Source organism: Salaquimonas pukyongi (genome assembly GCF_001953055.1).
Taxonomy (GTDB): domain Bacteria; phylum Pseudomonadota; class Alphaproteobacteria; order Rhizobiales; family Rhizobiaceae; genus Salaquimonas; species Salaquimonas pukyongi.
This window is the reverse complement of the sequence record NZ_CP019044.1, coordinates 2,901,055-2,915,569: the sequence shown is the minus strand read 5'-3', so window position 1 is coordinate 2,915,569 and position 14,515 is coordinate 2,901,055. Positions and strand designations below refer to the sequence as shown.

The 14,515-nt window shown below is 58.8% G+C and carries 14 protein-coding genes and 1 tRNA gene; 12 read left to right on the top strand and 3 right to left on the bottom strand.

The window, feature by feature from the left end; genetic code table 11:
• Window position 1 precedes the first annotated feature (1 nt).
• The 3 genes from BVL55_RS14005 to pyc all read left to right on the top strand — a co-directional run bounded on the left by BVL55_RS14005 (window position 2) and on the right by pyc (window position 4,294).
• The gene (locus BVL55_RS14005; protein ID WP_075997424.1) at window positions 2–436 is read left to right on the top strand and encodes a DUF6691 family protein; all 435 of its coding nucleotides are present in this window, start codon (window positions 2–4) and stop codon (window positions 434–436) included.
• A gap of 95 nt (window positions 437–531) precedes the next feature.
• Window positions 532–608, top strand: a tRNA-Pro gene (locus BVL55_RS14000).
• 224 nt (window positions 609–832) lie between these two features.
• Window positions 833–4,294 (top strand): pyruvate carboxylase, encoded by a 3,462-nt coding sequence (gene pyc, locus BVL55_RS13995; RefSeq protein WP_075997423.1) that lies wholly within the window; start codon window positions 833–835, stop codon window positions 4,292–4,294.
• 8 nt (window positions 4,295–4,302) lie between these two features.
• On the opposite strand, the gene BVL55_RS13990 is transcribed toward pyc, so the two are convergent.
• Window positions 4,303–4,740: an Lrp/AsnC family transcriptional regulator gene (locus BVL55_RS13990; RefSeq protein WP_075997422.1), complete on the bottom strand. Its 438-nt coding sequence runs from the start codon at window positions 4,738–4,740 to the stop codon at window positions 4,303–4,305.
• Between the two features lie 158 nt (window positions 4,741–4,898).
• Between BVL55_RS13990 and rocF the strand changes: the two genes are divergently transcribed.
• The 6 genes from rocF (at window position 4,899) to BVL55_RS13960 (ending at window position 10,253) form a co-directional block, all read left to right on the top strand.
• Complete coding sequence (gene rocF, locus BVL55_RS13985) at window positions 4,899–5,828, top strand: arginase (protein WP_156892631.1); 930 nt, start codon at window positions 4,899–4,901, stop codon at window positions 5,826–5,828.
• A 35-nt stretch (window positions 5,829–5,863) separates the two neighbouring features.
• Window positions 5,864–6,943: an ornithine cyclodeaminase gene (locus BVL55_RS13980; RefSeq protein WP_075998176.1), complete on the top strand. Its 1,080-nt coding sequence runs from the start codon at window positions 5,864–5,866 to the stop codon at window positions 6,941–6,943.
• 108 nt (window positions 6,944–7,051) lie between these two features.
• On the top strand, window positions 7,052–7,864 hold the full coding sequence (locus tag BVL55_RS13975; RefSeq protein WP_075997420.1) for an ABC transporter ATP-binding protein: 813 nt from the start codon (window positions 7,052–7,054) through the stop codon (window positions 7,862–7,864).
• A gap of 54 nt (window positions 7,865–7,918) precedes the next feature.
• Window positions 7,919–8,695 (top strand): transporter substrate-binding domain-containing protein, encoded by a 777-nt coding sequence (locus BVL55_RS13970; RefSeq protein WP_156892560.1) that lies wholly within the window; start codon window positions 7,919–7,921, stop codon window positions 8,693–8,695.
• Window positions 8,696–8,811: 116 nt separating this feature from the next.
• On the top strand, window positions 8,812–9,555 hold the full coding sequence (locus tag BVL55_RS13965) for an ABC transporter permease (RefSeq protein WP_083649554.1): 744 nt from the start codon (window positions 8,812–8,814) through the stop codon (window positions 9,553–9,555).
• Window positions 9,555–10,253, top strand: a complete 699-nt coding sequence (locus tag BVL55_RS13960; RefSeq protein ID WP_075997417.1) for an ABC transporter permease — start codon at window positions 9,555–9,557, stop codon at window positions 10,251–10,253. Before BVL55_RS13965 ends, BVL55_RS13960 begins: the two co-directional genes overlap by 1 nt.
• A gap of 11 nt (window positions 10,254–10,264) precedes the next feature.
• Here the strand turns inward: BVL55_RS13960 and BVL55_RS13955 are convergent, their stop codons facing one another.
• Window positions 10,265–10,984, bottom strand: a complete 720-nt coding sequence (locus tag BVL55_RS13955; protein WP_075997416.1) for an aspartate/glutamate racemase family protein — start codon at window positions 10,982–10,984, stop codon at window positions 10,265–10,267.
• Between the two features lie 110 nt (window positions 10,985–11,094).
• Between BVL55_RS13955 and BVL55_RS13950 the strand changes: the two genes are divergently transcribed.
• Window positions 11,095–12,390 (top strand): NAD(P)/FAD-dependent oxidoreductase, encoded by a 1,296-nt coding sequence (locus BVL55_RS13950; RefSeq protein ID WP_244530520.1) that lies wholly within the window; start codon window positions 11,095–11,097, stop codon window positions 12,388–12,390.
• 93 nt (window positions 12,391–12,483) lie between these two features.
• Here the strand turns inward: BVL55_RS13950 and BVL55_RS16645 are convergent, their stop codons facing one another.
• On the bottom strand, window positions 12,484–12,993 hold the full coding sequence (locus BVL55_RS16645; RefSeq protein WP_205410807.1) for a hypothetical protein: 510 nt from the start codon (window positions 12,991–12,993) through the stop codon (window positions 12,484–12,486).
• On the opposite strand from BVL55_RS16645, the gene BVL55_RS13945 reads away from it, so the two are divergent.
• Both BVL55_RS13945 and BVL55_RS13940 read left to right on the top strand, forming a co-directional pair.
• The gene (locus BVL55_RS13945) at window positions 12,962–13,933 is read left to right on the top strand and encodes a TRAP transporter substrate-binding protein (RefSeq protein ID WP_075998174.1); all 972 of its coding nucleotides are present in this window, start codon (window positions 12,962–12,964) and stop codon (window positions 13,931–13,933) included. The two genes, BVL55_RS16645 and BVL55_RS13945, sit on opposite strands and share 32 nt — an antisense overlap.
• Before the next feature lie 56 nt (window positions 13,934–13,989).
• Window positions 13,990–14,505, top strand: coding sequence for a TRAP transporter small permease (locus BVL55_RS13940; RefSeq protein WP_075997415.1), 516 nt, complete (start codon window positions 13,990–13,992; stop codon window positions 14,503–14,505).
• The last annotated feature ends 10 nt before the right edge of the window (window positions 14,506–14,515 follow it).

Genomic DNA, 14,515 nt, shown 5'->3' with positions numbered 1-14,515 from the left:
CATGAAGCTGTTGACCGCATTCATCATCGGTTCCGTTTTCGGCCTTGGAATCGCCATTTCCGGCATGGCCAATCCGGCCAAGGTGCTCAATTTCTTTGACATTGCCGGAAGCTGGGACCCAAGCCTGCTGTTTGTCATGGGCGGGGCGCTCGTTATCACCGCCATCGGCTACCGCCTTGTCTTCGGCCAGCGTACGGCGCCTCTCTTCGACAAGGGTTTCATGGTGCCGACCAGCACCCAGATAGACAGATATCTGGTTGTTGGGTCCGCGGTGTTCGGCACCGGCTGGGGAATATCGGGGTTTTGTCCGGGCGGCGCCATTCCGGCGCTCGGCCTTGGCTATGTGGAAGCCATGCAGTTCGTTGGCGCGATGATCGCGGGCATTGTCGTGGGGCGGCTGATCAATATGCGCTTTCTCAAGCCTGCGGCGGCCTGAGGACGGGAAAATTTTTTCCACCCCGTTTACGGCGGGCGAGCGCGGGTCTATAACCCGCACGCTCCGCACGGGCATTGTGCGATGGCGGACAAAATCGGAGTGTGGCGCAGCCTGGTAGCGCACCTCGTTCGGGACGAGGGGGTCGCAGGTTCGAATCCTGCCACTCCGACCAGTAATTCAGCACAAAAACCGGACAACAAGCAGTTCTTGCCTATACCGCCCTGCCATCGCCCGGCGCGGCGCAATCGGGCATTTCAGCGCCGCTCCTGCTGGCGCTGACCGGCTGATCTGACAATAGATGTCGCATTGCGGCATGCTGGCGGTGGAAATTGCAGGCAGGCTGTAATAACAAGACAGCAAACCTCCGCCCGTCCCCGTTTTTCAGAAACCGGCCCCATGAAAAATATCAAGAAAGTCCTGGTCGCCAATCGCGGCGAAATCGCCATTCGCATTCTGCGAGCCTGTAATGAGCTGGGCAAAAAAACCGTCGCTGTCTATGCCAAAGAGGACCGGCTCGGGCTGCACCGGTTCAAATCGGATGAATCCTATCTGATCGGAGAAGATCTGGGTCCGGTGGCGGCCTATCTGTCCATCGAGGAGATCATTCGCGTTGCCAGGCAGTCCGGCGCCGATGCGATCCATCCGGGCTACGGGTTGCTGTCGGAAAACCCGGATTTCGTCGATGCATGCGAGGCTGCCGGCATCATCTTTATCGGTCCGAAGGCCGAAACCATGCGGCAATTGGGGGACAAGGCTTCGGCACGGCGCATTGCGATTGAGGCGGGTGTGCCCGTCATCCCGGCGACCGAGGTTCTGCCCGACGACATGGACGAAGTGCGCCGAATGGCCGATGAAGTCGGCTATCCCTTCATGCTGAAAGCCTCATGGGGCGGTGGCGGGCGCGGCATGCGGCCGATCATGAACCCGGATGAACTGGAACAGAAGGTGCTGGAGGGCCGCCGCGAGGCGGAGGCTGCGTTCGGCAATGGCGAAGGCTATCTGGAAAAACTGGTCCAGCGTGCGCGCCACGTGGAAGTGCAGGTGCTCGGCGACAGGCATGGCAGTCTTTATCACCTGTGGGAGCGGGACTGTTCGGTCCAGCGGCGGAACCAGAAGGTCGTCGAGCGCGCGCCTGCACCTTACCTTACCCAGGAACAGCGCGAGGAGCTGTGCGAACTGGGGCTGAAGATCTGCCGCCATGTGGGCTATGAATGCGCCGGCACGGTCGAGTTCCTGATGGACATGGAAACCGGCGCTTTCTACTTCATCGAGGTTAATCCGCGCGTTCAGGTAGAGCATACCGTTACCGAAGAGGTGACGGGCATCGACATTGTGCGGGCGCAAATTCTGATCAGCGAAGGCAGGCCGATTGCCGAAGCAACCGGGGCCGAAAGTCAGCAGGAGATCGTGCTGAACGGTCATGCGCTGCAGTGCCGGGTGACAACCGAGGACCCGCAAAACAATTTTGTGCCGGATTATGGCCGCATTACCGCCTATCGCTCGGCAACGGGCATGGGCATCCGGCTCGATGGCGGCACCGCCTATTCCGGTGCGGTAATCACGCGCTACTATGATTCACTGCTGGTGAAGGTGACGGCCTGGGCGCCGACGCCTGAAATGGCGATTGCCCGCATGGACCGCAGCCTGCGCGAATTCCGTATCCGGGGGGTTTCGACCAATATCGCCTTTGTCGAGAACCTGCTCAAGCATCCCACATTCCTCGACAATTCCTATACCACCAAGTTCATCGATACCACGCCGGAACTCTTCCAGTTCAAGAAACGGCGCGACCGGGCGACCAAGATTCTGACCTACATCGCCGATATTTCGGTCAACGGGCACCCCGAAACCAAGGGCAAACCGCTGCCTTCACTGGGGCATGAGGGCGGGTTGGAAGTGCCGCGCGCGCCGAAACTGCGCGGTGATGCGCCGGCGCGCGGTGTGCGCAACCTGCTGGAGGAAGAGGGCCCGCAGGCGGTCGCCGACTGGATGCTGGCGCAAAAGCAGCTTCTGATGACGGACACTACCATGCGCGATGGCCATCAGTCACTGCTGGCAACACGCATGCGCTCCATCGACATGGTCAATGCAGCGCCCGTCTATGCCCATAACCTGCCGCAGCTTTTTTCCGTCGAATGCTGGGGCGGCGCGACTTTCGACGTGTCCTACCGCTTTTTGCAGGAGTGTCCCTGGCAGCGGCTGCGCGATCTGCGTGAGCGCATGCCCAACCTGCTGACGCAGATGCTGCTGCGTGCGTCCAATGGCGTTGGTTACACCAACTATCCCGACAATGTGGTTATCAAGTTTGTCGATCAGGCGGCAAAAACCGGTGTCGATGTCTTCCGCGTCTTCGATTCGCTCAACTGGGTTGAGAACATGCGGGTTGCAATCGACGCGGTACTGACATCGGGCAAAATCTGCGAGGCGGCGATCTGCTATACCGGCGACATTCTCGATCCGGGCCGGCCGAAATACGATCTCGACTACTACGTGAAGATGGCGCGTGAGCTGAAGGCGGCGGGAACCCACATTCTCGGCCTTAAGGACATGGCGGGGCTTTTAAAGCCACCGGCAGCCTATGATCTCATCAAGGCGCTGAAGGAAGAAACCGGCCTGCCGGTTCACTTCCATACCCATGACACGAGCGGAATTGCTGGCGCGACGGTGCTTGCGGCAAGTGCTGCCGGCGTTGATTGTGTCGATGCGGCGATGGATGCCTTTTCCGGCGGCACGTCGCAGCCGTGTTTTGGCTCCATTGTCGAGGCCTTGCGCCATACCGAGCGCGACACGGGCATTGACGTTGAAGCGGTGCGGGAAATCTCCGACTATTGGGAGCAGGTGCGCCAGCAATATACGGCGTTCGAAAGCGGGCTGGCGGCGCCTGCATCGGAAGTTTATCTGCACGAGATGCCGGGTGGCCAGTTCACCAATCTCAAGGCACAGGCAAAGAGCCTCGGTCTTGAGGACCGTTGGCACGAGGTTGCCAAGGCCTATGCCGACGTCAACCAGATGTTCGGCGACATTGTCAAAGTAACCCCCTCTTCGAAGGTGGTGGGTGACATGGCGCTGATGATGGTGGCCCAGGGGATCACCCGCGCGGAGGTGGAGGACCCTGAAAAGGAAATCTCCTTCCCTGATTCCGTCGTGGACATGCTCAAGGGCAATCTTGGCCAGCCGCCTGGCGGGTGGCCGCAGGCTTTGCAGGAAAAAGTGCTCAAGGGTGAAAAGCCGATCACCACACGGCCCGGCGCCGACATGGAGCCGGTCGATCTTGAAAAAACACGGAGCAAGCTTTCCGATGAACTGGAAGGCTTCCGGATCGATGACGAGGATCTGTGCGGCTATCTGATGTATCCCAAGGTTTTCCTCGACTATATGGGCCGTCACCGCATTTACGGGCCGGTGCGCACCCTGCCGACCCCTGTGTTCTTTTATGGCATGACCCCGCAGGATCAGATCTCGGTGGAGATTGATCCTGGAAAGACGCTGGAAATCCGACTGCAGGCGATTGGCGACACCAATGACGAGGGGGAAGTAAAGGTCTTCTTCGAGCTCAATGGCCAGCCGCGCACCATCCGCATCCCCAATCGTGCCATTGCTTCGAAGGTTGCAAAGCAGCGCAAGGCCGAGGATGGCAATGGCGATCACATTGGTGCGCCCATGCCGGGCACGATCGCCAGCGTTGCGGTGAAAGCCGGAACGACCGTCAATCCGGGCGATGTGCTGTTCACCATCGAGGCGATGAAGATGGAAACGGCCATTCACGCCGATCGCAAGGGCGTGGTTTTGAATGTTCACGTACAGCCGGGCGCCGCGGTGGAAGCAAAAGACCTGCTGCTTGAATTTGAGGCGGAGTAGACGGCTTCTTACACCCGCACCGAGGATGGATGGCGGGTGGCGAGCAGAATGCTCGTTTCGCTGGCCGCGATTCCCTCGATCTCACGCATGCGGGTGAGCGCCTCATCGATCTCCTCGATCGTTTCGGTTTTCAATTCCGCCACCAGATCCCATTTTCCGTTGGTGGCGTGGATCAACTGGACAGCGCTCAGGCGATAAAGCCGTGCGGTGACCAGGTCTGCCCGGTGCCCCTCGATGGCAATCATGGTGAGTGCGCGGATGCCGTGGGGCATGGCATCTTCGCGCAGGGTGACCGTGTAGCCGAGGATATGGCCTTCCTTTTCCAGCCGGGTCATGTGGTGGCGCACCGTGGTGCGCGAAACGCCAAGGGCCACAGCAAGATTGGCCACGGCCTCGCGGCCATTGCGGCGCAACAGGGCGATCAGGCGATCATCAAGATTGTCCATATTGCCGGTTCTTCTATGTAATCTGAAAAGCTATCTTGTCGTTTTGCTCACTTTTCCATCTATCAGTGTCCGCTATCGCCAGCAATAACAAAGGCGCTTCAGTCACGGTAGCGGTTTTTATGGAGGATGAAGTGGCCGCCGGCAGCTCAACAACCAGTTTGGCAGCTGATCGCTGCGTTTTCATTGGCGTGCCGGTTCAGGCTGGCGCCAGCCAGGCAGGCTGTGTGATGGGGCCCGATGCGCTGCGCACGGCGGGCATTTGCGATGCAGTGGCGGCGCTGGATTATGAAGTTTCCGACAGGGGCAACCTGTCTGCCAAGCCGGTTGCCGTAAGCGAGCACCCCAATCCCCATCTTCACGATCTGCAGGAAATCTCCGGCTGGATCGGGGCCTTGGCACAGGCCTCCTATTCCAGCGCACAGGATGCCATTCCCGTGTTCATGGGCGGTGATCATTCCCTGTCGGCCGGTTCAATTGCCGGCGTTGCCAAGGCGGCAGCACAAGCCGAGGCGCCGCTTTTCGTGCTGTGGCTTGATGCCCATCCTGATTTTCATACGCTGGAGACCACCGAAAGCGGTAATCTGCACGGCACGCCGCTTGCCTACCTGACCGGCGAAGCGGGGTTTGAGGGATATTATCCGCCGCTGGAGGTGGCAGTGGAGCCGGAAAATGTGTGCCTGATCGGGTTGCGGTCGGTGGATCGTGACGAGGGAAAGAAGCTGCTCGAGCGCCGCTTTGAACTCTATGACATGCGGGCGGTGGACGAGTTCGGTATCGTCACGCTGGTACGCCGTTTCATCGACCGGGTAACCGCTGCCGGCGGCTGGCTGCATGTCAGCCTGGACGTCGATTTCCTCGACCCGCAGGTGGCGCCTGCTGTTGGAACCACCGTGCCGGGCGGGGCAACGGTGCGTGAGGCGCATCTCATCATGGAAATGCTGCATGAAAGCGGCTGTGTCCGTTCGCTCGATCTGGTTGAACTCAATCCGTTTCTCGATGAGCGCGGGCGAACGGCGAAATTGCTGGTTGATCTGACCTGCAGCCTGTTCGGAAAACGCATTCTCGACCGCCAAACCCGCAGTTATTGAAATGAACCTTAGTGACTGAGACGAAGATGAACACCATGAAATCCAACCTCAACCAGGTTCCCTTTGTCAGCGTGGAGAACATGATGCGGCTGGCGCTCGATGTGGGTGTCGAGCAATGCATGGTTGAGCTGACAGCCCATATCGAAGAGGATTTCCGCCGCTGGCCGCTGTTCGACAAGACGCCGCGGGTCGCTTCCCATTCAACCGACGGGGTGATCGAATTGATGCCGACCTCCGACGGTATCGATTACGGCTTCAAATATGTGAACGGCCATCCCAAGAACATGAAGGAGGGCCTGCAGACGGTGACCGCTTTCGGCCTGCTGGCCTCCGTCGATACGGGCTATCCGGTTCTGTTGACCGAAATGACAATATTGACGGCGCTCAGAACGGCAGCGACATCAGCGATGGCGACGAAGTATCTTGCGCGCGAAAACCCCCGGACGCTTTGTCTGGTCGGCAATGGCGCCCAGGCCGAGTTCCAGGCGCTTGCCCTCAAGGCGGTCAATGGCATCAGCCGGGTAAACCTCTACGACATCGACCGGGAAGCGTCGGAAAAATGCGTGCGCAACCTGAAGGACAGCGGGCTGGAACTGACGATATGTTCGACTGCGGAGGAGGCAATCGAGGGTGCCGATGTTGTAACCACCTGCACGGCAGACAAGAACTACGCCACCATTCTGACTGACAACATGATCGGCTCCGGCCTTCACATCAACGCAATCGGCGGCGATTGCCCCGGCAAGACCGAACTGCATCGTGACGTGTTGCTGCGCTCCGAGATCTTTGTCGAATATCCGCCGCAGACCCGAATTGAAGGGGAGATACAACAGTTGGAGGAAGACTATCCGGTGCGTGAATTGTGGCAGGTCATTACAGGAGATGACAAGGGCCGGAGTTCAGCCGGCGAAGTGACCCTGTTCGACGGAGTCGGCTTTGCCATCGAGGATTTTTCCGCGCTGCGGTGGCTACGGGCAAAGACCGGCGAGCGGCCGGCCTTTTGCCAGACGCTCGACATGATTGCCGATCCGGATGATCCGCGCGATTTGTTCGGCATGGTCCAGCGGGAAGCAGATCGCATGGCTGTGGGGGAGGCAGCGGGCGGGGCATTGTGAGGTGCCTGTCCGGCGCCGGATTGCCGGTCAGAACAGCGCAGCAGATCGTTTTAGGCTTGCAAAAAGTTTCCTTTGTGGTTCGATAAAGGGTGTAATGGGAGGAAGTCATTGAGTTCAAGCGTATCTTCGCACACGCAAAAGGGTGAATCGCCCGGCGATGTCCCTGCGGTGGAGGTTTTCGACATCCACAAGCGGTTCGGCGATCTGGAAGTCCTGAAGGGGATCTCGATGGAGGCCCACAAGGGCGATGTGATCTCCATCATTGGCGCTTCAGGATCGGGAAAGAGCACGTTTCTGCGCTGCATCAATCTTCTGGAACTGCCGACCAAGGGCGGCATTTCGGTTGCCGGCGAGCCGATCAAGTTCAAGGACGGCTCTGACGGCAATCTTCATCCTGCCGATGCCCGTCAGGTGCAGCGGCTCAGAACCAAGCTCGGCATGGTCTTCCAGAGCTTCAATCTGTGGCAGCACATGAACGTTATGCAGAATGTCATCGAGGCACCGGTGCATGTGCTTGGCCGCTCGAAGGCAGAGGCCACCGAACAGGCCGAGGATATTCTGCAGAAGGTTGGCCTGTGGGACAAGAAGGATCAGTATCCCGGCTTTCTGTCGGGCGGCCAGCAGCAGCGTGCGGCAATTGCCCGCGCGCTTGCGATCAATCCGGAAGTCATGCTGTTCGATGAACCCACCTCAGCGCTCGATCCCGAACTGGTGGGCGAGGTACTGCGGGTCATCCGCGAACTGGTCGATGAGGGCCGCACGATGATTCTCGTCACCCATGAAATGAAATTCGCGCGGGATGTGTCTTCCCACGTCATCTATCTTCATCAGGGAGTGGTGGAGGAGGAAGGCCCGCCGAAAAAGGTTTTCTACGAGCCGGACAGCGAACGCTGCAAGGCTTTTGTCAGTTCGATCCATTGATCGAACGTTTATCCGGGGCAAACCCAATTCAACTGTAACCAGGGAGAAATGAAAATGAAGAAGACGATCAACATTGTGATAGCGGCCGCTTTTGCAGCCGGTCTCGCCGCCACTCAGGCTTCGGCGGAAATCAAGCTGGGCCTCGACACCGCGCCCTATCCGCCGTTTGCCGATCAGGACGCCAGCGGCAACCGCACCGGTTTTGAGATCGAACTGGGTAACGCCGTTTGTGAAGCCATGGGCGAAACCTGCGTTTGGACGCCGATTGCCTGGGACGGCATCATTCCGGCGCTGACCTCAGGCAAGATCGATGCGATCTTCGCTTCGATGTCGATCACCGAAGAGCGCATGAAAACCATCGACTTTTCCGACAAGTACTACAACACGCCTGCGGCGCTTGTTGCGCCCAAAAGCATGGATGTTGACGGTTCGCCGGAATCCATGAAGGGCAAGGTTGTCGGTGCGCAGATTTCGACGATCCACGCCAACTATGCCGAAAAGTACTACAAGGACGTGGCTGACAGCATCAAGGTGAACTATCAGGGCTTTGATGAACACAACAACGACCTTGTCGCCGGCCGCCTTGACGCGGTTATCGGCGATTCGCTGGCGTTCTCTGACTTCCTCAATTCCGATGTCGGCAAGGATTTCGAGATCAAGGCGTATCTGAAGGACGAAGCGATCTTCGGCAAGGGCGTCGGCGTCGGCCTTCGCAAGGGTGACGACGAACTGAAGGCCAAGTTCAACGAGGCGATCGCCAAGGTTCGTGCCGACGGCACCTATGATGCTATCGCCAAGAAGTACTTCGACTTCGACATCTACGGCGAGTAATCGTTTTTCAAACCCCGGCGGGAAACTGCCGGGGTTTTTTCCAGCTTGGGTAATGCGCCCCAACAGGGGCGTTTTCCCCAAGTTGGCAAGACATGCCATTGTTCCCGGGGGAGGCTATGTGGGACAGTTTGCAACTGCTGGCATTTTCGCCACCCGGCTGGGGCGGTGTGCTGCTGCGCGGTCTGGTGTTTACCCTCATTGTTGCATTGGGCGCCTATGCGCTGGGCCTTGTCATCGGGTTTTTGGGCGCTGTGGGAAAGATCTATGGCGGGCCAATCCTGAAGACCTTGTTGGAGACCTACACGACCCTTATCAGGGCTGTGCCGGAACTGGTACTGATATTGCTGCTGTATTTTGCCGGCGAGGCTGCCATCAATCTTGCGCTGACAGCCGTGGGGTTGCCGACGATCAGCATCAACCCCATTCTTGCGGGGATACTGGTGCTCGGATTTGTTCAGGGAGCCTACACGACCGAAGTCATTCGCGCGGCCATGCTGGCAGTCCCCAAAGGGCAGGTTGAGGCGGCCTATGCCTATGGCATGTCGAGGACAAAGATGCTCGCACGCATCATGATCCCGTCGATGATCCCCTTCGCGCTTCCTGGACTTGCCAATCTCTGGCTGATCGTAACCAAGGACACGGCGCTGCTTGCGGTGATCGGTTCGGTCGAACTGGCGACCGTTACACGCCAGGCCGCCGGCAGTACGCGCAGCTATCTTTTGTTTTATTCGGCCGCGGCAGTGCTTTACCTGTGCTTGACGCTCGTTTCGACCTGGATATTCAGGCGCCTTGAGCGCCGCTACCGGCCCGAGTCGGGCGATGCGCTGAAGTTGAACGCTTTGGCGATCGGGAGGCGGTGATGGTCTGGGACTGGTTTCCGACATATTTCGATCAGCTTGTCGCCGGCCTTCTGCTGACGCTCGAACTGCTGGTTGTTTCCATCTTCTTCGGAATGCTGCTCGCCATACCCATCGGCCTGGTCCAGGTCACAGGGCCAAAATGGCTGGGAAGAATTGCGCTTGGTTTCTGCACGGTCATTCGCGGGACGCCGCTGCTCATTCAGCTCTGGCTGATCTATTATGGCATTGGTTCGGGTGTATTTCCGGAGATTCCGGCGCTGCGTGAAAGCATACTGTGGCCCTATCTGCGCGATGCCTATCCCTATGCCATCATGGCATTCGTCTTTTCAGTTGCCGGCTACAGCGGCGAGGTGATGCGCGGCGCCTTTGCCGGCGTACCGAAGGGTGAACTGGAGGCGGCGCGCGCCATGGGCATGAGCCCGTTCAAGGTGCTTTACCGTATCTGGCTGCCACGGGCGTTGCAGAATGTTTTCCCGACCCTTGCCGGTGAAATGGTTCTGACGCTCAAGTCGACCCCGCTTGCCGCCACCATCACCATTCAGGAACTGTTTGGTGTGGGTTATCAGATCCGGCAGGACACCTATCGCATTTATGAACCGCTCCTGCTGATTGCCGGCATCTACGTCATTCTGACGGGGGTCATCGTTCTTGTAATGCGATATCTGGAAAACCGGGTGCCCCGGCCCGCGGCGGCATAGCGGTTTGCCGCTCAAGGCTGGCTGACGACGGGTTCCAGCGGCCGATTGTGCCAGATTGCCTCAAGACCGGAATTGATCGAATAAACCGGCAGGCCGGTGGTTGCGGCGATGGCTGCCGCGTAGGGCGGCATGTTGGTGCATTCAAGCAGGATCGCGCCGAGTTGGGGATGCTCTGTCTGCATGGCACAAGCTGCCGCGACATGCTCACATTCTGATTTCTGCCGGTCGAGCGTAGTGCGGTTTTCCAGGATGCTGCAGCGAAAATGGCTTTCCGCTGACAGGCCGCCAATGATTGTGTTGGCCGGTATTGCAGCACAGCCAAGATGTGTTTCGCTGAGCGTGCCGGGGGAAATGGTCAGGATGCCCACCTGCTTGCCGGCATCAAGACTTGCCGCGATGCGGTGGTAGAGATGAAGCGATGAGGTCAGCACCGGAATTTGCACCGCCGCCTCCAGCGCTTCCTGAAAGGGCGCAAGAAAACCGCAACTGGTGGTGATCAGGTGCGCGCCCTGCTCCTCAAGCTTGCGGGCGGCCCGGGTAAAGGGCGGCAGCCAGTTGGAAGCATCTTCAAGCACGATCCTGTCAGGGTGAGCGCCGCTCACGATCTGCCTGCGGGTGGCGAAATCGAAGGTCGCCGGATTGCCGATATCGCCCGGCAGCCTTGGAAAGGCGGTGTCGAGCATCAAAATGCCCATGAATGCGCCGCCATCTGCCTTGCTTGTAGCCGTCATCTCCCGTTCCGTCTTTTCCTGTGCAGTCTGAAGTAAAAACCGGTTGGCTTGCCGGCGGGCGCTGATAAGGTCGCGCGAAAAAGATCGCGACAGTGATTTTGGAGCGCAAGGTGGTGGAAAAGTCCAGCGTAAAGCCCGCAAGCAGCAGGGCCGCAAAGGGGGGTCCCGGCAAGAAGGTGCTGGTAATCGGGGCGGGGATTGTTGGTGTCTCAACGGCGATATGGCTGCAGCGCGATGGTCATGACGTGACCATTGTGGACAAGGCAGGGCCCGGTGAAGCAACCAGCCATGGCAATGGCGGCATCCTGGCCAGTTGCGCCATCGTGCCGGTTACCGGGCCAGGGCTTCTCCACAAGGCGCCGTTGATGCTGTTTGATCCCGGTCAGCCGCTCTATTTGAAATGGCGCTATCTGCCGCGCCTTGCGCCATGGCTGGTAAAATATCTTTCCCATGCCAATGCAAAGGACACAAAGCGCATCGCGGCCAGCATGTACAATATCATTGGCGACAGCCTGGCCGATCATCAGGCGCTTGCTACCGGCACTGCCGGCGAACGCTATTTGCGGGCAACGGACTATCTTTATCTCTATGACAGGCGCAGGGCGTTTGAGCAGGACGCCTTCGGCTGGGAAATCCGCCGGCGGCACGGGTTCACATGGCGCGAGCTTGAAGGCGATGCGCTTGCAGAGGCGTTTCCGGGCCTGACCGCGCCGGATGCACTCGCCATTTCCATGCCCGATCACGGGCTGATCACCGACCCCGGCGCCTATGTCAAAGCGCTGGCAAGGCATTTTAAGGAGCAAGGCGGCGCCATCCTCCGCGGAACTGCCGACAAGATCGCGGTGGCGGATGGCAGGCTCAAGGGTGTGCGGATCGATGGTAAAGTGCAGCCTTTCGATGTTGCCGTGGTGGCGACAGGGGCCTGGTCGCAGCCACTGATGGCGGAACTGGGACTGAAGGTTCCGCTCGAAACCGAGCGGGGCTATCACCTGGAATTGTGGAACCCTTCCTGGACACCGGCAGCACCGTTCATGCTGGCCTCGGGGAAATTCGTGGTTTCGCCCATGGAAGGGCGCATCCGCTGCGCCGGGATTGTCGAGTTCGGCGGGCTGGAAGCGCCCCCTTCCGAAGCTCCATTCCGGCTGCTTGAATCGAAATTCCGCAAGGCGTTTCCCGGGGTGAGATGGGAGCGGACGGAACGCTGGATGGGCCATCGCCCGGCGACCACCGATTCCCTGCCGGTGATCGGGGAGGTGGAAACGGCCAAAGGGGTTTATGCCGGGTTTGGCCATCAGCATGTGGGCCTGACCGGGGGGCCAAAGACAGGCTATCTGTTGGCGCAGCTCATTAGCGGCAAGAAGCCGAACATGGACCTGGCTCCTTATTCTCCCTCACGCTTTCGATAATCTGGCTCGGCGTCCCTGTTCCGGCTGCAGCGTTTCGGCAGGCACGTGTTCATGCTGCCGGGATGCATGCGGCGATTTTAGAGCGTGTCCTGGTTAGCTGGAAGCAGTTTGAATGGATGGATTTTTCGCTTCTGGCAGGGAGAATACCACAGCAGGATGTTTATCCATCCTGCGAGGATTTCGACGAAGCCAGGGCGGAAAAGATACCACAGCTAATGCAATACCATGTTGAATAGCTTTTGTTTTCTGCAATCGCCTGAACCTGGTTCCCGGGCCTTCGGGCCGCGTTGCAAAACGCTGACAGTGCCTGCACTGCTGCGCTTTTTGCGCCTTGCCGAAGACCCGATTACCGGCGTTCAAACGATTCCATCCAACCAGGACACGCTCTAGCCGCAAGCCCGGTTGTAAGGCAGAGGAAAACACCGATTTTCCAGTTTCATCATTATTATATTGACAATTTATCGACAAATTATTAGTGATGGAAAGCCGGGTCTGAGCGGAGGAGCTTGCAGTTTTCGGACTTCCATATTTAATGATTCCCGGTGCACCAACGTTAATGGAGGAGATTATCATGAAACGTTTGACCCTGTTGTTGTCCGCCACCGCGCTGACAGCTCTCTCGGCTTCTGCAGCATCTGCCGAAAAATGGGATATGCCGATGGCCTATGCGGCCACCAACTATCATTCGGAAAACGGCGCCGAGTTCGCCAAATGTGTGACCGAAAAGAGCGGCGGTCTTGAAATCGTTACCCATGCAGGCGGTTCGCTGTTCGGCGGTGCCGACATCAAGCGTGCCGTGCAGACCGGCCAGGCGAATATCGGCGAACGGCTGATCTCTGCCCACGCCAACGAAAACCCGCTTTATGGTGTCGATTCCATCCCGTTCGTCGCCACATCGTTCGATGATTCCGAAAAGCTCTGGAAGGCGGCCGGCGACAAGCTGCAGGCAGCGCTGGCTGAAGAGAACCTGGTCTACGTCTATGCCGTGCCATGGCCGCCACAGGGCATCTACACCAAGAAGGAAATCAATTCAGCGGCCGATCTCGCAGGGCTCAAGTTCCGTGCCTACAACACCGCGACGGCACGCATTGCCGAGCTTGCCGGCATGGTTCCCGTTCAGATCGAGGCTGCAGAACTCTCCCAGGCGCTGGCAACGGGCGTGGCTGAGTCTTTCATCTCTTCCGGCTCGACCGGCTATGACCGCAAGGTGTGGGAGCAGTTGACCCATTTTTACGATGTTCAGGCCTGGCTGCCGCGCAACGTCGTTTTCGTCAACAAGGATGCCTGGGACGGGCTTGATGCCAAGGCACAGGGTGCCATCGCCGACTGTGGTGCAGAGGCTGCCGCACGCGGCCTTGCCAAGGCCAAGGAACTGACGGATTTCTATCTCAAGGGCCTTGCTGAAAACGGCATGACGGTGGCCCCGCCCTCCGATCAGCTCAAAAGCGATCTGAAGGGCTTTGGCGAGACGATGACCAAGGAATGGCTGGAAAGCGCCGGGGACGAAGGCCAGGCAATCATCGACGCTTACAAGAGCATGTAAAGAAGAAGCACCGGCGGTTGGCACTCCAACCGCCGGTTTTTTCTCCGGACTTCATCATGACAATTCGCCCATTCCTCGACCGGCTGTATCTGGCAAGCGGCATTCTGGCCGCGATCTGCCTTGTCGCCATTTTGTGCGTTATCGTGATGCAGATGGTGGCACGCTGGTCGCTGATCTCGCTTCCGGGCCTGTCGGAATATGCCGGTTACCTGATGGCAGCGTCCTCCTTTCTTGCCTTTGCCTATGCGCTCAATTCCGGCTCCCATATCCGGGTATCGCTGATCTTGTCGGCGCTGGGCCGGCACCGCTATTGGGCGGAACTGTGGTGTATGGTGATCGGAACGGTGGCTGCCAGCTATCTTGCCTGGTATGCCATCAAGGCCATCTACTGGTCGCTGAAATTCGGCGATATCAGCCAGGGCCTGGATGCCACCCCGATCTGGATCGTGCAGATCCCCGTCGGCATCGGGGCGGTTCTGCTTGCCGTTTCCTTCTGGGACAATCTCATTTCGCTCCTGCTGTATGGGCGTGACAACATTCGGGCCGAGAAGCTCGACGGCCCCGAAGTGTGAGCGGTTGATC

Bases quoted from the DNA above. Each gene is read 5' to 3' on its own strand.
- BVL55_RS13980 (WP_075998176.1), top strand. From the start codon at position 5,864: ATGAAATCCAACCTCAACCAGGTTCCCTTTGTCAGCGTGGAGAACATG.
- BVL55_RS13945 (WP_075998174.1), top strand. From the start codon at position 12,962: ATGAAACGTTTGACCCTGTTGTTGTCCGCCACCGCGCTGACAGCTCTC.
- BVL55_RS13960 (WP_075997417.1), top strand. From the start codon at position 9,555: ATGGTCTGGGACTGGTTTCCGACATATTTCGATCAGCTTGTCGCCGGC.
- BVL55_RS13990 (WP_075997422.1), bottom strand. From the start codon at position 4,740: ATGGACAATCTTGATGATCGCCTGATCGCCCTGTTGCGCCGCAATGGC.
- BVL55_RS13970 (WP_156892560.1), top strand. From the start codon at position 7,919: ATGAAGAAGACGATCAACATTGTGATAGCGGCCGCTTTTGCAGCCGGT.
- BVL55_RS13965 (WP_083649554.1), top strand. From the start codon at position 8,812: ATGTGGGACAGTTTGCAACTGCTGGCATTTTCGCCACCCGGCTGGGGC.
- BVL55_RS13955 (WP_075997416.1), bottom strand. From the start codon at position 10,984: ATGACGGCTACAAGCAAGGCAGATGGCGGCGCATTCATGGGCATTTTG.
- BVL55_RS14005 (WP_075997424.1), top strand. From the start codon at position 2: ATGAAGCTGTTGACCGCATTCATCATCGGTTCCGTTTTCGGCCTTGGA.
- pyc (WP_075997423.1), top strand. From the start codon at position 833: ATGAAAAATATCAAGAAAGTCCTGGTCGCCAATCGCGGCGAAATCGCC.
- BVL55_RS13940 (WP_075997415.1), top strand. From the start codon at position 13,990: ATGACAATTCGCCCATTCCTCGACCGGCTGTATCTGGCAAGCGGCATT.